Here is a 16,163-nt window from a genome sequence, read left to right on the forward strand (position 1 = left end):
GCCCGACACACCTCCCTTCACTCGACGCCACAGGAGCAGCAGCATGGGTTTCTTCAGCAACATCCTCGAAAAACTCGGCATGAAGGAAGCGGCCGCCGCGCCGGTCATCATCCCGCCCGCCGCCGCAGCGCCCGCACCCGCCCCCACTGTCGCACCCGCCGCGGCCCCTGCGGCACCAGCCGCGCCGGTGGTCAATCCCATCGCCATGGTGGACGTGATGGCCCTGCTCACCGACAAGGCCGCCAAACACCCCGAAAAGCTCAACTGGAAGACCTCCATCGTCGACCTGCTCAAGCTGCTGGGGCTGGACAGCAGCCTGGCCGCGCGCAAGGAACTGGCCAAGGAGCTGTACTGCCCCGACGAGCTGATGGCCGACTCGGCCAAGATGAACATGTGGCTGCACAAGCAGGTGCTGGGCCACATCGCGGCCAACGGCGGCAACATCCCGCAAGAGCTGCTCTGATGTCTTGATGCAACCGCTGCCAGCCTGCTGACAAGGCGTTGGCAGCAGGGGGTCCGCAGACTCCGGGTTCTGTTCAACCACCACCTGGAGTCTTTCATGGCACACACCCTCAACTGGTTCGAGATCCCGGTCGCCGACATGGACCGCGCCGTGCGCTTCTACGAGGCGCTGACCCGCCAGTCCCTCAAACGCGAGGCCTTCGGAGGACCCGGTCAGGAGCTGGCCGTGTTTCCCGGCGAACGCGAGACCGACGTGCGCGGGGCGCTGTTCAGCAACCCGGCGATGCGGCCCGCCGACCAGGGCACCCTGGTCTACCTCAATGCCGGCGACGCGCTGGACCCCTGGATCGCGCGCGCCGAAGCTGCGGGCGGCCGCGTGGCCCAGCCGAAGGTGACCCTGCCCGAGGGCATGGGCTGTTTCGCCCACATCATCGACAGCGAAGGCAACCGCGTGGGCCTGCACGCGCTGGCGTGAGCGCCGACCCCGGCACCGGGGCCGGAGGACGCTGCGGTTCCCGCACAATGAGCCCGCCACATCGACCTTGGGAGAACCGATGACCACCGCCACCCACCCCTTGCGCTGCCGCTGCGGACTGTTGCAGGGCCATGTCACGCTGGAGGGCCGCAACACCCGTGTGGTCTGCTACTGCAAGGACTGCCAGGCGTTTGCGCGCTTTCTGGACCCGGTCGGGCGCATGCTAGATGCGCAGGGTGGCTCGGACGTGGTGCAGCTGGCGCCGCACCGCATCCGCATCAGCCAGGGCGCCGGGCACCTGGCGGTGATGCGCCTGTCTCCCCAGGGCATGTTGCGCTGGTACGCCGCGTGTTGCCGCACGCCCATCGGCAACACCCTGGCCCGCCACGACCGGCCGTTCACCGGCTTGCTGGTCCAGTGCCTCGACAGCGCGCCGCTGGAGCCATCGTTCGGCTCCGTGGGTGCGCGCGTCAATACGCAGAGTGCCCTCGGCGAACCCAAGCCCCGGACCTCCGGTCTGCTCCCGACGATGTGGACGATTCTGGGCATGGTCCTGGGCAGTCGGCTGTCCGGACGCTACAGAAACACCCCGTTCTTCGATGCGGCGGGCGCACCGGTCGCCACGCCGCAGGTGCTGTCGGCGGACGAGCGCGCGCGTCTGCGGTCCGGGCCGGGTGGCACCTGATCCCGATGCGCCGCGCCGACCGACTCTTTGCTCTGGTCCAGCTGATCCGTGGCCGCCGCCTGTCCACCGCCGCCTGGCTGGCCGAGCGTGTGGAGGTTTCGGTGCGCACGGTCTACCGCGACGTGGCCGACCTGCAGGCGCAGGGCGTGCCCATCGAGGGCGAGGCGGGCGTGGGCTACCGGCTCGGCCGGGGCTTCGAGCTGCCACCGCTGATGTTCACCGTCGACGAGGCGCGCGCCCTGGCACTGGCCACCCGGCTGGCGCAGCAGTGGCTGGACCCGGCGATGGCGCTGGCTGCGTCGGACGCCATGTCGCGCGTGCTCTCGGTCCTGCCCGCTGGCGTGCGGGCCGAGGTGGAGCGCCAGCCCCTGCTGATCGCGCCGGTGGGGCTGGAGCCCGCTCTGGGCCAGCGCCTGCAGCTGCTGCGCGAGGCGGCACAGGCGCGCCGCCGGGTGACGCTGCGCTACGTCGACCTGGGCGAACGCCGCACCGAGCGGCAGGTGCGGCCCCTGGGCTGCTTCTACTGGGGCCGGGTCTGGACGCTGGCGGCCTGGTGCGAGCAGCGCCAGGATTTTCGCAACTTCCGGCTCGACCGCATGGAGGCGGTGCGGGTGGGCGAGGCGGTGTTTCCGGTCGAGCCGGGCAAGACGCTGGCCGATCTGCTGCGCCGCGAGACCGGGCACAGCACCGCGCACTGAGTCAGGCCCGCACCGGGACCTCCCGCCGCAGGGTGACTTCGCCCTTGCTGTTGATGCTCTCCAGCTGCACGCCGAAGCCCCACAGCCGGGCCACGTGCTTGAGCACCTCGCCCGCGCTTTCGTGCAGAGGGCGGTCGTTGTGTTGCGTGTGGCGCAACGTGAGCGAGCGGTCGCCGCGCAGGTTGACGTCCCAGACCTGGATGTTGGGCTCGCGCGAGCCCAGGTCGTACTGGCGCGACAGCGATTCGCGCACGCGCCGGTAGCCGGTTTCGTCGTGGATCGCGCTGACCTCCAGGGTGTCCTGCTGGTCATCGTCGACCAGGGCAAACAGCCGGAACTCGCGCATCAGCCGGGGGCTGAGGTATTGCCCGATGAAGCTCTCGTCCTTGAAGTTGCGCATGGCGTGGTCCAGCGCGGGAAGCCAGGGCGTGCCGGCCAGTTCGGGGAACCACTGCCGGTCCTCGTCGGTGGGGTCTTCGCAGATGCGCTTGATGTCGGTGTACATCGCAAAACCCAGGGCGTAGGGGTTGAGGCCGCTGTAGCGGCGGTCGCCGACGCCGGGCTGGAAGATCACGTTGGTGTGCGACTTGATCCACTCCATCATCACGCCGTCGGTCAGGAAGCCGTTGTCGTACATCTCACTGAGGATCCGGTGGTGCCAGAAGGTGGCCCAGCCCTCGTTCATCACCTGCGTCTGGCGCTGTGGGTAGAAGTACTGGGCGATCTTGCGCACGATGCGGATCACCTCGCGCTGCCAGGGCTCCAGCAGCGGCGCGTTCTTCTCGATGAAGTACAGGATGTTTTCTTCCGGCTCGGCCGGAAAGCGCTTGATCGCCAGGGCGTCTCCCTCGGCCTCGGCGCGTCGCGGCAGCGTGCGCCACAGCTCGTTGACCTGCTGCTGGGCGTAAGCCTCGCGGTCCTTGCGCGCCGCGAGTTCCTGCGCCAGCGACTTGCGGCTGGGTCGGCGGTAGCGGTCCACACCGTGGTTCTGCAGCGCATGGCAGGAGTCCAGCAGGTCTTCCACCGCGTCGATGCCATGCCGCTCCTCGCACTCGGCGATGTAGTTCCGCGCGTAGACCAGGTAGTCGACGATGGCGCTGGCATCGGTCCACATGCGGAACAGGTAGTTGCCCTTGAAGAAGCTGTTGTGGCCGTAGGCGGCGTGGGCGATCACCAGCGCCTGCATCGCCATCGTGTTCTCCTCCATCAGGTAGGCGATGCAGGGGTCGCTGTTGATGACGATCTCGTAGGCCAGCCCCATGTGGCCGCGCTTGTAGTTCTTCTCGGTGAGGATGAACTCCTTGCCGAAGCGCCAGTGGCGGTAGTTCACTGGCATGCCGACGCTGGCGTAGGCGTCCATCATTTGTTCGGCGGTGATCACCTCCAGCTGGTTGGCGTAGGTGTCCAGGCCGAAGCGGCGCGCAGTGCGTTCGATCACCTCGTGGTAACGCTCGATCAACTCGAAGGTCCAGTCGCTGGGGCCAGGCAGGGGCTCGGCCGGCCGGGGCAGCATCGGCAGGGGGTGCTCAAGGCCGCTCATGCGGGCGCTCCTTCCTTGCGGAACAGGTCGCGGAACACCGGGTAGATGTCCGACGCGGCCGAGGCCTTGCGCAGCGCGAAATTCGGATGTGCCTGGCTCAGCGCCTCGTAGGCCTGCCACAGGTTCTGCTCTTCTTCGGTGACCTGGATGTAGGCGTAATAGCGGCAGGCCGGCAGCAGGCGGGAACTCAGCAGCTCGGCGCACTTGGGCGAATCGTTCATCCAGTTGTCTCCGTCGCTGGCCTGAGCGCCGTAGATGTTCCACTCCTGCGGGTTGTAGCGCTCGCGCACGATGCGGTCCATCAGTTCCAGCGCGCTGGAGACCACGGTGCCGCCGGTTTCGCGGGCGTGGAAGAACTCGTCCTCGGTGACCTCCTGGGCCTGGGTGTGGTGGCGGATGAACACCAGATCGATCTGGTCGTAGTGCCGGGTCAGGAACAGGTAGAGCAGCACGAAGAAGCGCTTGGCCAGGTCCTTGCGCTGCTCGTCCATCGAGCCGGAAACGTCCATCAGGCAGAACATCACGGCGCGAGCGCTGGGCACCGGCACCCGCACATGGCTGCGGAACTTGAGGTCGATCGGGTCGATGTAGGGCAGGCGCTCGATGCGCCAGTGCAGCTGCTTGAGCCGCGCCTCCAGTTCGATCAGCTCGCTGCGGACCACCGGGTCGTCGCCACGGCGGCGCAGCTCGGCGATGCGTTCTTCCAGCTCGTCGCACTCGCGCCGCACGGCACCGCCCAGGGCGATGCGCCGGCCGTAGGCGCCGCGCATGGAGCGCACGATGTGAAGGTTGTTGGGTGTGCCGCTGCTGGTGAAACCGGCGCGCCGGCTCTTGAACTCGGGAACCTGCGCCAACTGGGTGCGGACCAGGTTGGGCAGGGCCAGGTCGTCGAAGAAGACCTGCATGAACTCTTCGCGGCTGAGCGCGAAGGTGAAGTCGTCCTCGCCCTCACCGCTGTCGCTGGCCTGGCCGCTCCCGCTGCCCTGTCCGGTGCCGCCCTGGGGCCGCTGGATGCGGTCGCCCGTCAGGTACTCGCGGTTGCCGGTGTGCACCACCTCTCGTTTGCCGCCGGGGCCGTGGCGGAACTCGGGCTCGGACAGGTCGCGCTGCGGGATGTGGACCTCCTCGCCACGTTCGACGTCGCGGATGCCGCGCCCGCTGATGGCGCGCCGCACCGCCTCGCCGATCTGCTCGCGGTACCGGCGCAGAAAGCGCTCCCGGTTGCCGATGGATTTGTTCTTGCCCGCCAGCCGCCGATCGATGATGGACTGCAGCATGGATGTTCCTGTTGGACGCCGGCCTCCGAGGTCAGCTGGACTTGCGCACGCGCAGGTACCACTCGCAGAGCAGGCGCACCTGCTTGGGTGTGTAGCCCTTGGCCACCATGCGCGTCACAAAGTCTTCGTGCTTCTTGGCCTCGTCGGCACTGGCCTTGGCGTTGAAGCTGATCACCGGCAGCAGCTCCTCGGTGTTGGAGAACATCTTCTTCTCGATCACCGTGCGCAGCTTCTCGTAGCTGGTCCACAGCGGGTTGTGGCCGGCGTTGTTGGCGCGCGCGCGCAGCACGAAGTTGACGATCTCGTTGCGGAAGTCCTTGGGGTTGCTGATGCCCGCGGGCTTCTCGATCTTCTCCAGCTCGGCGTTGAGCGACTGGCGGTCGAACACTTCGCCGGTATCGGTGTCGCGATACTCGTGGTCCTGGATCCAGTAGTCGGCGTAGGTGACGTAGCGGTCGAAGATGTTCTGGCCGTACTCCGAATAGCTCTCCAGGTAGGCGGTCTGGATCTCCTTGCCGATGAACTCGGCGTAGCGCGGCGCCAGCTGCTCCTTGATGAAGCCGACGTACTTCTGCTCCAGTTCCTGCGGGAACTGCTCGCGCTCGATCTGCTGCTCCAGCACATACATCAGGTGCACCGGGTTGGCGGCGACCTCGGTCGAATCGAAGTTGAAGACCTTGGAGATGATCTTGAACGCGAAGCGCGTGGAGATGCCGTTCATGCCCTCGTCGACACCGGCGAAGTCGCGGTACTCCTGGTAGCTCTTGGCGCGCGGGTCGGTGTCCTTGAGGTTCTCGCCGTCGTAGACCTGCATCTTGGAGTACAGCGAAGAATTCTCCGGCTCCTTCAGGCGCGTGAGCACCGAGAACTGCGCCATCATCTTGAGCGTGCCCGGCGCGCAGGTGGCCTGCGAGAGCGAGGAGTGGCGGATCAGCTTCTCGTAGATCTTGATCTCTTCGGACACGCGCAGGCAGTACGGCACCTTGACGATGTAGATGCGGTCGAGGAAGGCCTCGTTGTTCTTGTTGTTGCGGAAGGCCTTCCATTCGCTCTCGTTGCTGTGCGCCAGCACGATGCCGTCGAACGGGATGGCACCGAAACCTTCGGTGCCCTTGAAGTTGCCTTCCTGCGTGGCCGTCAGCAGCGGGTGCAGCACCTTGATGGGTGCCTTGAACATCTCGACAAACTCCATCAGGCCCTGGTTGCTCAGGCACAGGCCGCCCGAGTAGCTGTAGGCATCGGGGTCGTCCTGTGCATAGGTTTCGAGCTTGCGGATGTCCACCTTGCCGACCAGCGAGCTGATGTCCTGGTTGTTCTCGTCACCCGGCTCGGTCTTGCTGACCGCGATCTGGCGCAGCACCGAGGGGTGGCGCTTGACCACACGGAAGCGCCGGATGTCGCCACCGTATTCCTCCAGCCGCTTGACGGCCCAGGGGCTCATGATGCGGTTGAGATACCGCCGCGGGATGCCGAACTGCTCTTCCAGCAATGGCGCGTCTTCCACCGGATCAAACAGTCCCAGCGGTGACTCGTTGACCGGCGAGCCCTTGATGGCGTAGAAAGGCACCAGCTCCATCAGCTGCTTGAGCCGTTCGGCGATGGAACTCTTGCCGCCGCCCACCGGCCCCAGCAGATAGAGGATCTGCTTCTTCTCTTCGAGGCCCTGCGCAGCGTGTCGGAAGTAGGACACGACCTGCTCGATCGAGTCCTCCATGCCGTAGAACTCCGCAAAGGCCGGGTAGACCTTGATGACCTTGTTGGCGAACAGGCGCGAGAGCCGCGGGTCGTTGCGCGTGTCGACCATCTGCGGTTCGCCGATGGCCTTGAGCATTCGCTCGGCCGGGGTGGCATAGGCCAGCGGGTTGCGCTTGCACTCGGCCAGATACTCCTCCAGCGACATCTCTTCTTCGCGGGTGCGTTCGAAGCGGGCACTGAAGCTGCTGATCACGTCCATGGCGACCTCCTGTAGGGTTGCAACGTTGGATCACAACGCAGCCCTCAGGTTCACAGAAATTCGGTCGCGTGAAAAGCCCCTGGTGTTGCGTATGGCGTGAAAGATCGGACAGAGATGTGGGTTGTACGGCCCTGATTCAGGCCAGCGCAGCCTCGATGTCGCCGGCCAGTTTCTCGGGTGCGTCCTGTGGTGCGTAACGTTTGATCACGCGGCCGTCCCGGCCCACTAGGAATTTGGTGAAGTTCCATTTGATGGCCTTGCTGCCGAGCAGCCCGGGCGCCTCGGCGGTGAGCCAGCGGTACAGCGGGTGGGCCTCGGCGCCGTTGACATCGATCTTGCTCATCATCGGAAAGCTCACACCGTAGTTGCGCTGGCAGAACGTGGCAATCTCGCTGTCGCTGCCCGGGTCCTGGCTGCCAAACTGGTTGCACGGAAAACCCAGCACCACCAGACCCCGTTCGCCGTAGGTCTGGTGCAACTGCTCCAGACCGGCGAACTGTGGGGTGAAGCCGCAGGCACTGGCGGTGTTGACGATGAGCAGGGGCTGGCCGCGGTACTTCGAAAGCGGTACCGGCCGACCGTCGATGGACTGGGCCTGGAAGTCATAGATGCTGGACACCGGAAGCGCTCCTCATGTGGGGGTGGGGGTGTGCGGCCCGTTTCACACGGACTGCTCAGGCTGGAACTGTGTCACGTTGCGCCGTTCTGCATGCACACCGGAACAGAGCCCGGGACGGCCGAGCGGGCATACTCGTGGCAGTTGGGTAGTCCCTTTGTATTCGGTGGAGAGGTGAATGGCAGGCTCATTTTCGTTGGCCCTGGTCGGTTTTCCCGAGAGCGAATCGGCCACATTCGAGTCGTTCTTCCGGCTGGCGGCACGTCGGCCACCGGCCTACGTGGTGCAGGACGAGGTGCTGGACGCCCAGGTCCTGGTGGTCAATGCCGACAACGCCCAGGCCGTGCACCTGGTGCGCCACGCCGAGCTGCAGGGCAGGGTGCTGCTGATCGGCCACACCGATGCGGGCACGGGCTGGCCGCTGCAGCGCAAGCCGGTCAAGCTGGTGGGCGTGCTGGCGGCGCTGGACGAGCTGGTAGGCGCGCGGGCGCGGTCGGCCGCTGCACCCACCGCCGCTGTGGCGCCGCGCCAAGGGGCTGATCGCGGCTTTGCCGCCACCGAACCATTGACCGGAGCCATGGCGCCGCCGCCCTTGGCGCGCACGCGCCGCCGCTCGCCCGACACCGAGTTCCCGGCAACGCGGCCCATGGTTCGTGAGCGCCAGCCCAGCGCAGCGCCACCGGTGCTGCGCCATGCGATGACACGCATGCCGCCCACCCCCTCCCAGCCGGTCGGGGTGGTGCGGGTCACCGACTTCGGGGCGCTGGACCCGGTGCCAGCACCCGCGCCGCCTTCCCGCGCGCCAGCGTCCCGTTCGATGCGCTCCCGCAACAGCCGGACGGCGGCGCCGGTACCGGAGGTCCAGCGCGGCGACGTGCTGCTGGTGGCCGAAAGTCTGGTGGAAGGCCGCATCCTGCACAAACGATTCAAGCGCTACGGGTTGAACATCGACTGGTCGCGCGAGGCGCCCCAGGCGCTGGCCCTTCTCAAGGAGCACCCCTACCGCCTGGTGGCGATCGATCGCATCAAGGGGGAGGCCGACGCCTACTCGGTCTGCCGCAGCGCCAAGCAGCGCAAGCTGCCCAATGGCAGCGCACCGGTGGTCATGATGTTCGCGCCCACGGCGGGCAGCATGGACCGCATCAAGGCGGGGCTGGCCGGTTGCGACGCCTACCTCTCCCGCTCAGTGGGCGAGGCCGAGTTCTACAAGGTGCTGGCGCAGCACCGGCTGGTCAATCTGGACGGCTTCGAGCGCACCAACATCAACTTCTAGCCGTGCAGGTCGTCCCGGCGGGCGATCTCCAGCAGCCGCTCCAGCTCCACCCCGTGGTGCCGCTGGTTGTGGCGGTGCCACCGCATGATCAGCCACATGAAACCGGCCACGATCAGGCCGAAGATGGTGATGGCGGCGAAGGCCGAAAGGCCCATGCCGGTGGAGAAGCTGTAGAGCGCGCCCAGCACCAGGATGCAGGCCTGCTCGTTGAAATTCTGTACCGCTATGGACCGGCCCGCGCCCATCAGGTTGTGGCCCCGGTGCTGCAGCAGCGCATTCATCGGCACCACCAGGAAGCCGCCCAGGCCGCCCAGCAGCACCAGGAAGGGCGCGGCCACCCAGACGTTGTCGATGAAGTTCATGAGGATCACCAGCAGGCCCATGCCGATGCCCAGCGGCATGACGCGCGTGGCCTGGTCCAGCCGCATGCGCAGTGACGCCACCACCGCGCCCACCGCGGTGCCCAGTGCCACCACGCCCACCAGGCTGGAGGCCTGGGTGGTGGTGTAGCCCAGCGCGGCGCCGGCCCAGGCCAGCACGATGTAGCGCAGGTTGCCGCTGACGCCCCAGAACAGCGTGGTGGTGGCCAGCGAGATCTGGCCCAGGTGGTCCTTCCAGAGCCGGCCGTTGCAGCGCCAGAAATCGGGCAGCAGCTCCAGCGGGTTCCGGGGCATGGGCCGCGGGGTCACGCCGGTCAGCGGGATGCGAAGGTTGAAGGCCGCGGCCAGCGCGTACACGCTCACCAGCACCGCGATGGCGGCCTCGGCCGGGTGGTCGATGCCGGTGCTCAGCCCGGGCGCGTCGACCGAGAGCAGCAGCGACGACAGGTAGGGGCCCACGAGCTGGCCGCCCAGCAGCACGCCGAGGATGATCGAGGCAATGGTCAGGCCCTCGATCCAGCCATTGGCCTTGACCAGCTGGGACGGCGGCAGCAGCTCGGTCAGGATGCCGTACTTGGCCGGTGAGTAGGCGGCGGCTCCAAGGCCCACCAGGGTGTAGGCCAGTAGTGGGTGCACACCCACCAGCATCAGCAGGCAACCCGCGACCTTGATCGCGTTGCTGATGAACATGACCTGACCCTTGGGCCGCGCGTCGGCGAAGGCGCCCACGAACGGGGCCAGAGCGACATAGAACAGGGCGAACAGGGGGACGAGGGCGGCGCTCTGCCACTCGGGGGCGTTGCGGCTGCGCAGCAACTCGATGGCGGCCACGAACAGCGCGTTGTCAGCCAGTGAGCTGAAGAACTGCGCCGTCATGATGGTGTAGAAGCCGCGCTTCATCGAGGGTCTTGTTGTGGCCGGCGTTCGGGGTCCGGGGATGTGGCGGCTGCTGTGGGCCTCGGGCTGTCTCCAACGATGCGGCGGTTATAGCACGCCACCCGGGCCGTCCCACCCCGGTGCGGGGGCTTGTTGCGCCGGGTGGCAGTGGCGCCGCGGGAAGCGGTACCGGGTGTGTCAGTTTGGCGCAAGACTGGGCTGGAACGGGTCTTGCGGCCGGCCTTCTCATACCAATGAGGAGACACCCCACATGATCAGCATCGACAAGGCGCTGCTGCGGCAGCTGCTGTTGATAGAGCGCCCCTGGGAAGTTCGCGACTACCGGCTGGACGTGCGCAAACGCCGCTGCGACGTCTGGATCGGGCAGGAGCCCGAGCGCGGCTGGTTCGGCCGGCCCAAGGCGGTGCCGGCGGGGGAGGTGGCGGTCTGGCAGCACTTGGCGATCGGGCCGGTCCGTTTTCATCTGCACGTGAGCCTGCCGCACGGGGTCGAGTCCAGGGGCATCGGCTGGATGGGCGAGCCCGGCATGCCGTTCACCCGGGCGCTGGCGGCGCGGGTGTTCGCGCTGTTCGGCGAGGGCGTGCCGCTGCAGTCGGTGTGCACGCTGCTGGACCTGAGCCTGCAGGACGTCTGGCGTTACCGCTATGCGCTGGACACCGGGCGCGCCGGGGGCTCCGAGCCCGTGGCGCGCCAGACGGAACCAGCGCCCGCGCCCGCGGCCACGCCCGCCGGAGCTGCGCCGGCCAACACCGCCGTGCCCGATGTGACCGATCCGGTCTGGCTGCGCCTGCTCGACGGCGACCTGAGCCTGGACATCAAGGTGCTCAGCCTCAAGCTGATGCTGACCAAGCTGCGCTCGCAGCTCGACCTGATCCACGACGAGGAGGTGCGCCTGCTCAAGCTCAAGGAGCTGCACCGCTACTTCGTCAAGAACGAGCGCGTGCTCACCCACGAACTGGACCAGTTGCGGCTGGGCTGACCCGACATGAACGCATCCCGAACCCCGCCGGTGCGGCCCGTCAGCGGCACGCTGATGGACCTGCAGGACACCCTGGTGGCGATCCGCAGCGGCGCCTACCTCTCGATCGCGGCCGACGAGGCCCTGCTGCGCCGACTACCGCCGGGCAACTGGCTGGCCGGCAGCATCCCGTATTTCATGGCCCAGGACGGTGGCGAGACCTCGCGCCAGAAGCTCTTCGTGACCGATCTGCCCACACACGCAGGGACGCCCCACCTGCGCTGGTACGACGTCGGCAACCTGCACAAGGTGGCGCTGGACGCACCGGCCCACGGGCTGACGGTGCTGATCGTGCCGGCCTTCTCCGAGGTGCACTCGCGCTTCGCGCGCGAGGCCCCGGCCTTCGAGGACATGTACATAAAGCCCCTGGTGGGCTGGATCGCGGGCGTGCACCTGGACGATCTGGGGCAGGCGGCACCGGTGGTGGCCAACGGCCAGACCCTGGTCTTCAGCCACGACAGGGCGCTGGCGGTGCACATACCGCTGCCGGAGTCGATTTACCCGCGCATCGACATCCTCAACCTGTTCCGGCCGGGCGGCGGCGACGCCATCCGCTTTCCGTCCACCGGCTTCTCGGCGCAGGAATGCTTCGTCAACGGGCAGCTGGTGAATCTGGCGCAGTACCTGGCGCAACAGGGCTTCGACACCCGCCTGCCGCTGGTGGCCGACTACTCGGGCGCGATGATCAATGTCTCGTTCAAGGCCGTGGACGCCGCCGCCGGGCGCGTGGACTTCTATGCCCCGGTGTTCGACGACGTGGAGTACCGCATCGCCGAACCGGTGCCCGACTACGCCCGCTCGTTTGTGCAGTCGCTGCCGGGCGACGCGCTGGGGGCGCGCTGGAGCTGCAACTGCATCCTCAACTACCTCTATGGCCAGCTGGAGGGCCAGCGCACCGGGCCGATCACCGGTCCCATGACCTTCGGCGAAATTGCCTACCAGCTGCTCAACCAGACCATGGTGTACGTGAACTTTGAGAAGCTGTAGAAGCCGCGCTGCTTCCACATGAATCGCCCTGCGGGGACGGTGGTGCTGCCGTGGGTTTGTGCGACAGTCGATGCTTTCCGCCGACTTTTTCTCCCGGACCCCCGACCGGTTCTGCCATGCCCCGCCCGATTCTCGCCACCGTCCATCCCGAAGCGCTTGAACACAACCTGAACCAGGCCCGCGTGCGTGCGCCCGACGCCCGCGTCTGGGCTGTGGTCAAGGCCAACGCCTACGGCCACGGCATCGAGCGCGTGTTCCCGGCCCTGCGCAGCGCCGATGGCTTCGCCATGATCGACCTAGCCGAGGCCGAGCGCGTGCGCGCGCTCGACTGGCGCGGTCCGCTGCTGCTGCTCGAAGGGGTGTTCGAGCCGCGCGACCTGGAGCTCTGCTCGCGTCTGAACATCTGGCACGCGGTGCACTGCACCGAACAGATCGACTGGCTGGCCGCGCACAAGACGCACACCCCGCACCGCGTCTTCCTCAAGCTCAACAGCGGCATGAACCGCCTGGGCTTCCGGCCCGACGCCTTCCGCGCCGCCTGGGCGCGGCTGAACGCGCTGCCGCAGGTGGAAGAGATCTCGCTGATGACCCACTTCAGCGATGCCGACGGTCCGCGCGGCATCGCCCACCAGGTGGCCGCCTTCGAGGCCGCCACCGCCGATCTGCCGGGCGAGCGCAGCCTGTGCAACAGCGCCGCCATCCTGCGCCATGCGCAAAGCCCGCTGCGCGGCGTGGGCGTGAGCACGCTGGCGGCCGACTGGGTGCGCGAGGGCATTGCGCTCTACGGCGGCGCGCCCGACCACCCCGAGAACACCGCCGCCGGCTGGGGCCTCAAACCCACCATGAGCCTGACCACGAAAGTCATCGGCGTGCAGAGCCTGCAGCCCGGCGACACTGTGGGCTACGGCTCGGCCTTCACCGCCGAGCAGCCCATGCGCATCGGCGTCATCGCCTGCGGCTACGCCGACGGCTATCCGCGCCATGCGCCCACCGGCACGCCGGTTCTGGTGAACGGCGTGCGCACCCGCACCGTCGGCCGCGTCAGCATGGACATGATCACCGTCGACCTGGCGCCGCTGGACGCCGCCGGCGTGCCGGCCGGCATCGGCAGCGAGGTCGTGCTCTGGGGCGTCTCGCCGTCCACGGGGGCGCAACTGCCGGTGGACGAGGTGGCCCGTTCGGCTGGCACCATCTCTTATGAACTGCTTTGCGCGGTCGCACCACGCGTGCCGTTCATGTGATTTTCCCCCCGCGCCGCCTGCGGCGTCACCCACCAGGGGGCGATGCGAGTGGCCCGGCGAAGCCGGTTCCACCGCATCCTGGCCGTGCACACGACAGTGACCGGTTACCAAGCGGGTTTATTTGCAGAGCACCTCACGGACTTGGGACGCGCTGGCAGGACAATCGATTGCATTGATCGATCGAAAGCCCGAAGTGAACGCCGTTGCCTCCGCCTTGTCCGCCCCGCTGAAAACCCTGCGCGGCCTGCCCTATGTCGCCTGGATCATCCTGTACTGTGCCCTCACATGGGGCATCTTCGGGGCGCTGCTGGGGGCGGTGACGCCCAACCTGCGCGCCCAGATGGGCGTGTCCTTCCAGCAGATGGGCTGGCTGATGGCGATCTGGAGCGCCGGTGGCGCCGTCGGCTCGCTGCTGGGTGGCGCCATCGCCAAGCGCTTTCCGCCGCGCCGCCTGCTGCGCGCCTACACCGCCGCCGTGGTGGTGGCGCTGGGGGGCGTGCTGCTGGCACCCAGCTTCGGTTGGCTGGCCTTCTTCATGGTGACCATCGCCACTTTCGAGACCGCGCTGTTCACCGTTGGCCACGGCCTGCTGGCCGAACTGAGCGACGAGCCCGAGCAGCGCGCCCGCATCATCAGCCTGGTCGACGTGGGTTACAGCCTGGGCACCATGTTCTCGCCCCTGATGGCGGCGGCCGTGCTGGCGGCCAACCCGAGCTGGCGCGGCCCCTATGTGGTGTTCGGTTTCATGGCGCTGGTGATGCTGCTGATGACGCTGCAGCGCCGCTACCTGCGCACCGTGGCCTTCCGCAGCGACCACGCGCATGCCGAAGCGACCGGACAGGTGCGCCAGCCGCTGGACTACGGCGGTCTGCTGCGCCAGCCGGTGGTGCGCTGGGTGCTGTTCGCCGGCGTGTGCAGCGGCCTGTGCGAGTGGGGCCAGTACTTCTGGTTCGTGAGCTTCGCCACCGAGGCGCTGGGAGAGAGCGACCAGGTGGCCCGCATGGCCCTGGGCTTCCTGATGGCCGGCATGGTCACGGGCCGGGTCTGGCAGGCCTTCGTGCACAGCCGCTGGAGCATGGAGCAGAAGATCCAGGGCCTGGGCGCGCTGGCGGCGCTGGCGATCACGGGCGTCTGGCTCAGCCCGGCCGATGCGCCCTTCGTCTGGCTGGCGCTGTGCAACTACTTCACCGGCCTGGGCGTCTCGGTGGGCTTCCCCATCCTGCTGGGCATCGCCCTGCGCGGCTTCCCGCAGGAGGCGCCGCGCCTGTCGGCCCTGCTGATGATTTCCTTCACCGTCGGGGCGCAGATCGCCGCCTTGCTGATGGGCGAACTGGCCGAACACTTCGGCCTGCGCGCGGCCTACGCGGTGCTGGTGGCGGCGGCGCTGAGCTTCTTCGGGGCGGCCTGGGTGCTGGCGCGGCAGCGCCGCTGACGCCGGTGGCCGCCGATAGGCGGTTTGGGGGAGGCTATTGTACCCCTGGGGGTATATGTGTATACTGCGGCAGGTATAGGAGATTGCCATGCCCGCTCATGCACACGCCCCGTTGCTTCTGTCCCTGAATCCGGCCCGCGCCGCGCGCCTGCTGCTGGCGTCCGGCCTGCTGGTCGTGGGCGCCGCCCAGGCCGCCGATCCCGCGGCGGTCGCCACGGGTCCCCAGGTGCCCGTGATCGCCGTCGGTGCACAGGCCGTGGCGGGCCGCGCCGAGTTCGACGGCAACCTGCAGGCGGTGCGCCAGAGCGTGCTGTCGGCCCAGGCCAGCGGGCGCATCGCCACGCTGTCGGTCAAGGCCGGTGACCGCGTCAAGGCCGGCCAGGTGCTGGCCGTCATAGACGACCGGGCCACCCAGGCCGGCGTGGCCCAGGCGCAGGCGGGTGTCGCGCAGGCCCAGGCCGGCCTGGCCAACGCCAAGGCGGCCTACGAGCGCACCAAGGAGCTGCGGGCGCAGGGCTTCATCGCCCAGGCCGCACTCGATTCGGCGCTGGCCCAGTACCGCGCCGCCGAGGCCGGTGCCGCCGCCGCCCGCGCCGGCCAGACCCAGGCCAGCGTGGCCCAGGGCTTCACCCGCCTGACCGCGCCCTGGGACGGCTGGGTGCTGGCGACGCACGCCGAAGCCGGCGCCCTGGCCATGCCGGGTGCGCCCATCCTGACTGTCTACGCGCCGCAGCCGATCCGCGCGGTGGTGCATGTGCCGGCGTCGATGCAGCCGCTGGCACTGGCGGCGCAGCAGGTCGAGGTGCAGTTGCCCGGCACCGACCGCTGGGTCGTTCCTGCCAGCAAGACCACCGTGCCCGCCGCCGACCCGGTGTCGCAGACCGTGGAGTGGCGCCTGAACCTCAGCGACGCCGACGGCGCCGGCCAGGTGCCGGGCCGTCAGGTGAAGGTGCGCTTCATCGGCAGCGCCGCCCAGGCCGTGCCGCAGCGCCTGGTGGTGCCGGTCACGGCCCTGCTGCGCCGCGGCGAGCTGACCGGTGTTTACGTCGTCACCGCCAAGGGCGAGTCGGCCAAAGGCTTCGCGCTGCGCGCGGTGCGCACCGGCGCCACGCACGGCGACGGTGTCGAGGTGCTGGCGGGCCTGAAGGCCGGCGACCAGGTGGCGCTCGATCCCGTGCGCGCCGGGTTGTCCGGTGCGCAGCCGGCCGCCAAGTAAGAGGTCGCCGCC

The 16,163-nt window shown here is 68.2% G+C and carries 15 protein-coding genes; 10 read left to right on the top strand and 5 right to left on the bottom strand.

Going from position 1 to position 16,163, the window contains the following annotated elements:
• The first annotated feature begins 43 nt into the window (after positions 1-43).
• The 4 genes from ACFOPI_RS02720 (at position 44) to ACFOPI_RS02735 (ending at position 2,320) form a co-directional block, all read left to right on the top strand.
• The gene (locus ACFOPI_RS02720) at positions 44-463 is read left to right on the top strand and encodes a DUF3597 domain-containing protein (RefSeq protein WP_382170479.1); all 420 of its coding nucleotides are present in this window, start codon (positions 44-46) and stop codon (positions 461-463) included.
• A 96-nt stretch (positions 464-559) separates the two neighbouring features.
• Entirely contained in the window at positions 560-937 is a 378-nt protein-coding gene (locus ACFOPI_RS02725) for a VOC family protein (RefSeq protein ID WP_382170481.1), read from the top strand.
• Between the two features lie 79 nt (positions 938-1,016).
• Positions 1,017-1,622: a DUF6151 family protein gene (locus ACFOPI_RS02730; protein WP_382170483.1), complete on the top strand. Its 606-nt coding sequence runs from the start codon at positions 1,017-1,019 to the stop codon at positions 1,620-1,622.
• 5 nt (positions 1,623-1,627) lie between these two features.
• The gene (locus tag ACFOPI_RS02735) at positions 1,628-2,320 is read left to right on the top strand and encodes a helix-turn-helix transcriptional regulator (RefSeq protein WP_382170485.1); all 693 of its coding nucleotides are present in this window, start codon (positions 1,628-1,630) and stop codon (positions 2,318-2,320) included.
• Between the two features lies 1 nt (position 2,321).
• On the opposite strand, the gene ACFOPI_RS02740 is transcribed toward ACFOPI_RS02735, so the two are convergent.
• The 4 genes from ACFOPI_RS02740 to ACFOPI_RS02755 all read right to left on the bottom strand — a co-directional run bounded on the left by ACFOPI_RS02740 (position 2,322) and on the right by ACFOPI_RS02755 (position 7,710).
• Positions 2,322-3,860 (bottom strand): SpoVR family protein, encoded by a 1,539-nt coding sequence (locus ACFOPI_RS02740; protein ID WP_382170487.1) that lies wholly within the window; start codon positions 3,858-3,860, stop codon positions 2,322-2,324.
• Positions 3,857-5,137 (bottom strand): YeaH/YhbH family protein, encoded by a 1,281-nt coding sequence (locus tag ACFOPI_RS02745; protein ID WP_382170489.1) that lies wholly within the window; start codon positions 5,135-5,137, stop codon positions 3,857-3,859. The genes ACFOPI_RS02740 and ACFOPI_RS02745 overlap by 4 nt, the downstream gene beginning before the upstream one ends.
• 31 nt (positions 5,138-5,168) lie before the next feature.
• Positions 5,169-7,091 carry a PrkA family serine protein kinase gene (locus tag ACFOPI_RS02750; protein WP_382170491.1) on the bottom strand — a complete coding sequence of 641 codons (1,923 nt, stop codon included), beginning with the start codon at positions 7,089-7,091 and terminating at the stop codon, positions 5,169-5,171.
• A 136-nt stretch (positions 7,092-7,227) separates the two neighbouring features.
• Positions 7,228-7,710 (bottom strand): glutathione peroxidase, encoded by a 483-nt coding sequence (locus ACFOPI_RS02755; protein ID WP_382170493.1) that lies wholly within the window; start codon positions 7,708-7,710, stop codon positions 7,228-7,230.
• Positions 7,711-7,885: 175 nt separating this feature from the next.
• Here ACFOPI_RS02755 and ACFOPI_RS02760 point away from each other — a divergent pair, with 175 nt between their 5' ends.
• Positions 7,886-8,980 (top strand): hypothetical protein, encoded by a 1,095-nt coding sequence (locus tag ACFOPI_RS02760; protein WP_382170495.1) that lies wholly within the window; start codon positions 7,886-7,888, stop codon positions 8,978-8,980.
• On the opposite strand, the gene lplT is transcribed toward ACFOPI_RS02760, so the two are convergent.
• Complete coding sequence (lplT, locus tag ACFOPI_RS02765) at positions 8,977-10,260, bottom strand: lysophospholipid transporter LplT (protein WP_382170497.1); 1,284 nt, start codon at positions 10,258-10,260, stop codon at positions 8,977-8,979. The two genes, ACFOPI_RS02760 and lplT, sit on opposite strands and share 4 nt — an antisense overlap.
• A 247-nt stretch (positions 10,261-10,507) precedes the next feature.
• Here lplT and ACFOPI_RS02770 point away from each other — a divergent pair, with 247 nt between their 5' ends.
• From ACFOPI_RS02770 to ACFOPI_RS02790, 5 genes are all read left to right on the top strand, one after another.
• Entirely contained in the window at positions 10,508-11,236 is a 729-nt protein-coding gene (locus ACFOPI_RS02770) for a hypothetical protein (protein ID WP_382170499.1), read from the top strand.
• Between the two features lie 6 nt (positions 11,237-11,242).
• Complete coding sequence (locus ACFOPI_RS02775) at positions 11,243-12,262, top strand: DUF6976 family protein (protein ID WP_382170501.1); 1,020 nt, start codon at positions 11,243-11,245, stop codon at positions 12,260-12,262.
• A 116-nt stretch (positions 12,263-12,378) separates the two neighbouring features.
• A complete protein-coding gene (gene alr, locus ACFOPI_RS02780; protein WP_382170502.1) occupies positions 12,379-13,503 on the top strand; it encodes an alanine racemase in 1,125 nt (374 codons plus the stop codon).
• A gap of 193 nt (positions 13,504-13,696) precedes the next feature.
• Positions 13,697-14,935 carry an MFS transporter gene (locus tag ACFOPI_RS02785; protein ID WP_382170504.1) on the top strand — a complete coding sequence of 413 codons (1,239 nt, stop codon included), beginning with the start codon at positions 13,697-13,699 and terminating at the stop codon, positions 14,933-14,935.
• 88 nt (positions 14,936-15,023) lie between these two features.
• Positions 15,024-16,151, top strand: a complete 1,128-nt coding sequence (locus ACFOPI_RS02790; RefSeq protein ID WP_382170506.1) for an efflux RND transporter periplasmic adaptor subunit — start codon at positions 15,024-15,026, stop codon at positions 16,149-16,151.
• The last annotated feature ends 12 nt before the right edge of the window (positions 16,152-16,163 follow it).

This window comes from Hydrogenophaga luteola (assembly GCF_042648585.1).
GTDB classification, from domain to species: domain Bacteria; phylum Pseudomonadota; class Gammaproteobacteria; order Burkholderiales; family Burkholderiaceae_C; genus Hydrogenophaga; species Hydrogenophaga luteola.

Excerpts from the sequence above, each read along its gene's own strand:
- alr (WP_382170502.1), top strand. The coding sequence starts at position 12,379 with ATGCCCCGCCCGATTCTCGCCACCGTCCATCCCGAAGCGCTTGAACAC.
- lplT (WP_382170497.1), bottom strand. The coding sequence starts at position 10,260 with ATGAAGCGCGGCTTCTACACCATCATGACGGCGCAGTTCTTCAGCTCA.
- ACFOPI_RS02730 (WP_382170483.1), top strand. The coding sequence starts at position 1,017 with ATGACCACCGCCACCCACCCCTTGCGCTGCCGCTGCGGACTGTTGCAG.
- ACFOPI_RS02760 (WP_382170495.1), top strand. The coding sequence starts at position 7,886 with ATGGCAGGCTCATTTTCGTTGGCCCTGGTCGGTTTTCCCGAGAGCGAA.
- ACFOPI_RS02750 (WP_382170491.1), bottom strand. The coding sequence starts at position 7,091 with ATGGACGTGATCAGCAGCTTCAGTGCCCGCTTCGAACGCACCCGCGAA.
- ACFOPI_RS02745 (WP_382170489.1), bottom strand. The coding sequence starts at position 5,137 with ATGCTGCAGTCCATCATCGATCGGCGGCTGGCGGGCAAGAACAAATCC.
- ACFOPI_RS02770 (WP_382170499.1), top strand. The coding sequence starts at position 10,508 with ATGATCAGCATCGACAAGGCGCTGCTGCGGCAGCTGCTGTTGATAGAG.
- ACFOPI_RS02790 (WP_382170506.1), top strand. The coding sequence starts at position 15,024 with ATGCCCGCTCATGCACACGCCCCGTTGCTTCTGTCCCTGAATCCGGCC.
- ACFOPI_RS02740 (WP_382170487.1), bottom strand. The coding sequence starts at position 3,860 with ATGAGCGGCCTTGAGCACCCCCTGCCGATGCTGCCCCGGCCGGCCGAG.
- ACFOPI_RS02735 (WP_382170485.1), top strand. The coding sequence starts at position 1,628 with ATGCGCCGCGCCGACCGACTCTTTGCTCTGGTCCAGCTGATCCGTGGC.
- ACFOPI_RS02720 (WP_382170479.1), top strand. The coding sequence starts at position 44 with ATGGGTTTCTTCAGCAACATCCTCGAAAAACTCGGCATGAAGGAAGCG.
- ACFOPI_RS02725 (WP_382170481.1), top strand. The coding sequence starts at position 560 with ATGGCACACACCCTCAACTGGTTCGAGATCCCGGTCGCCGACATGGAC.
- ACFOPI_RS02775 (WP_382170501.1), top strand. The coding sequence starts at position 11,243 with ATGAACGCATCCCGAACCCCGCCGGTGCGGCCCGTCAGCGGCACGCTG.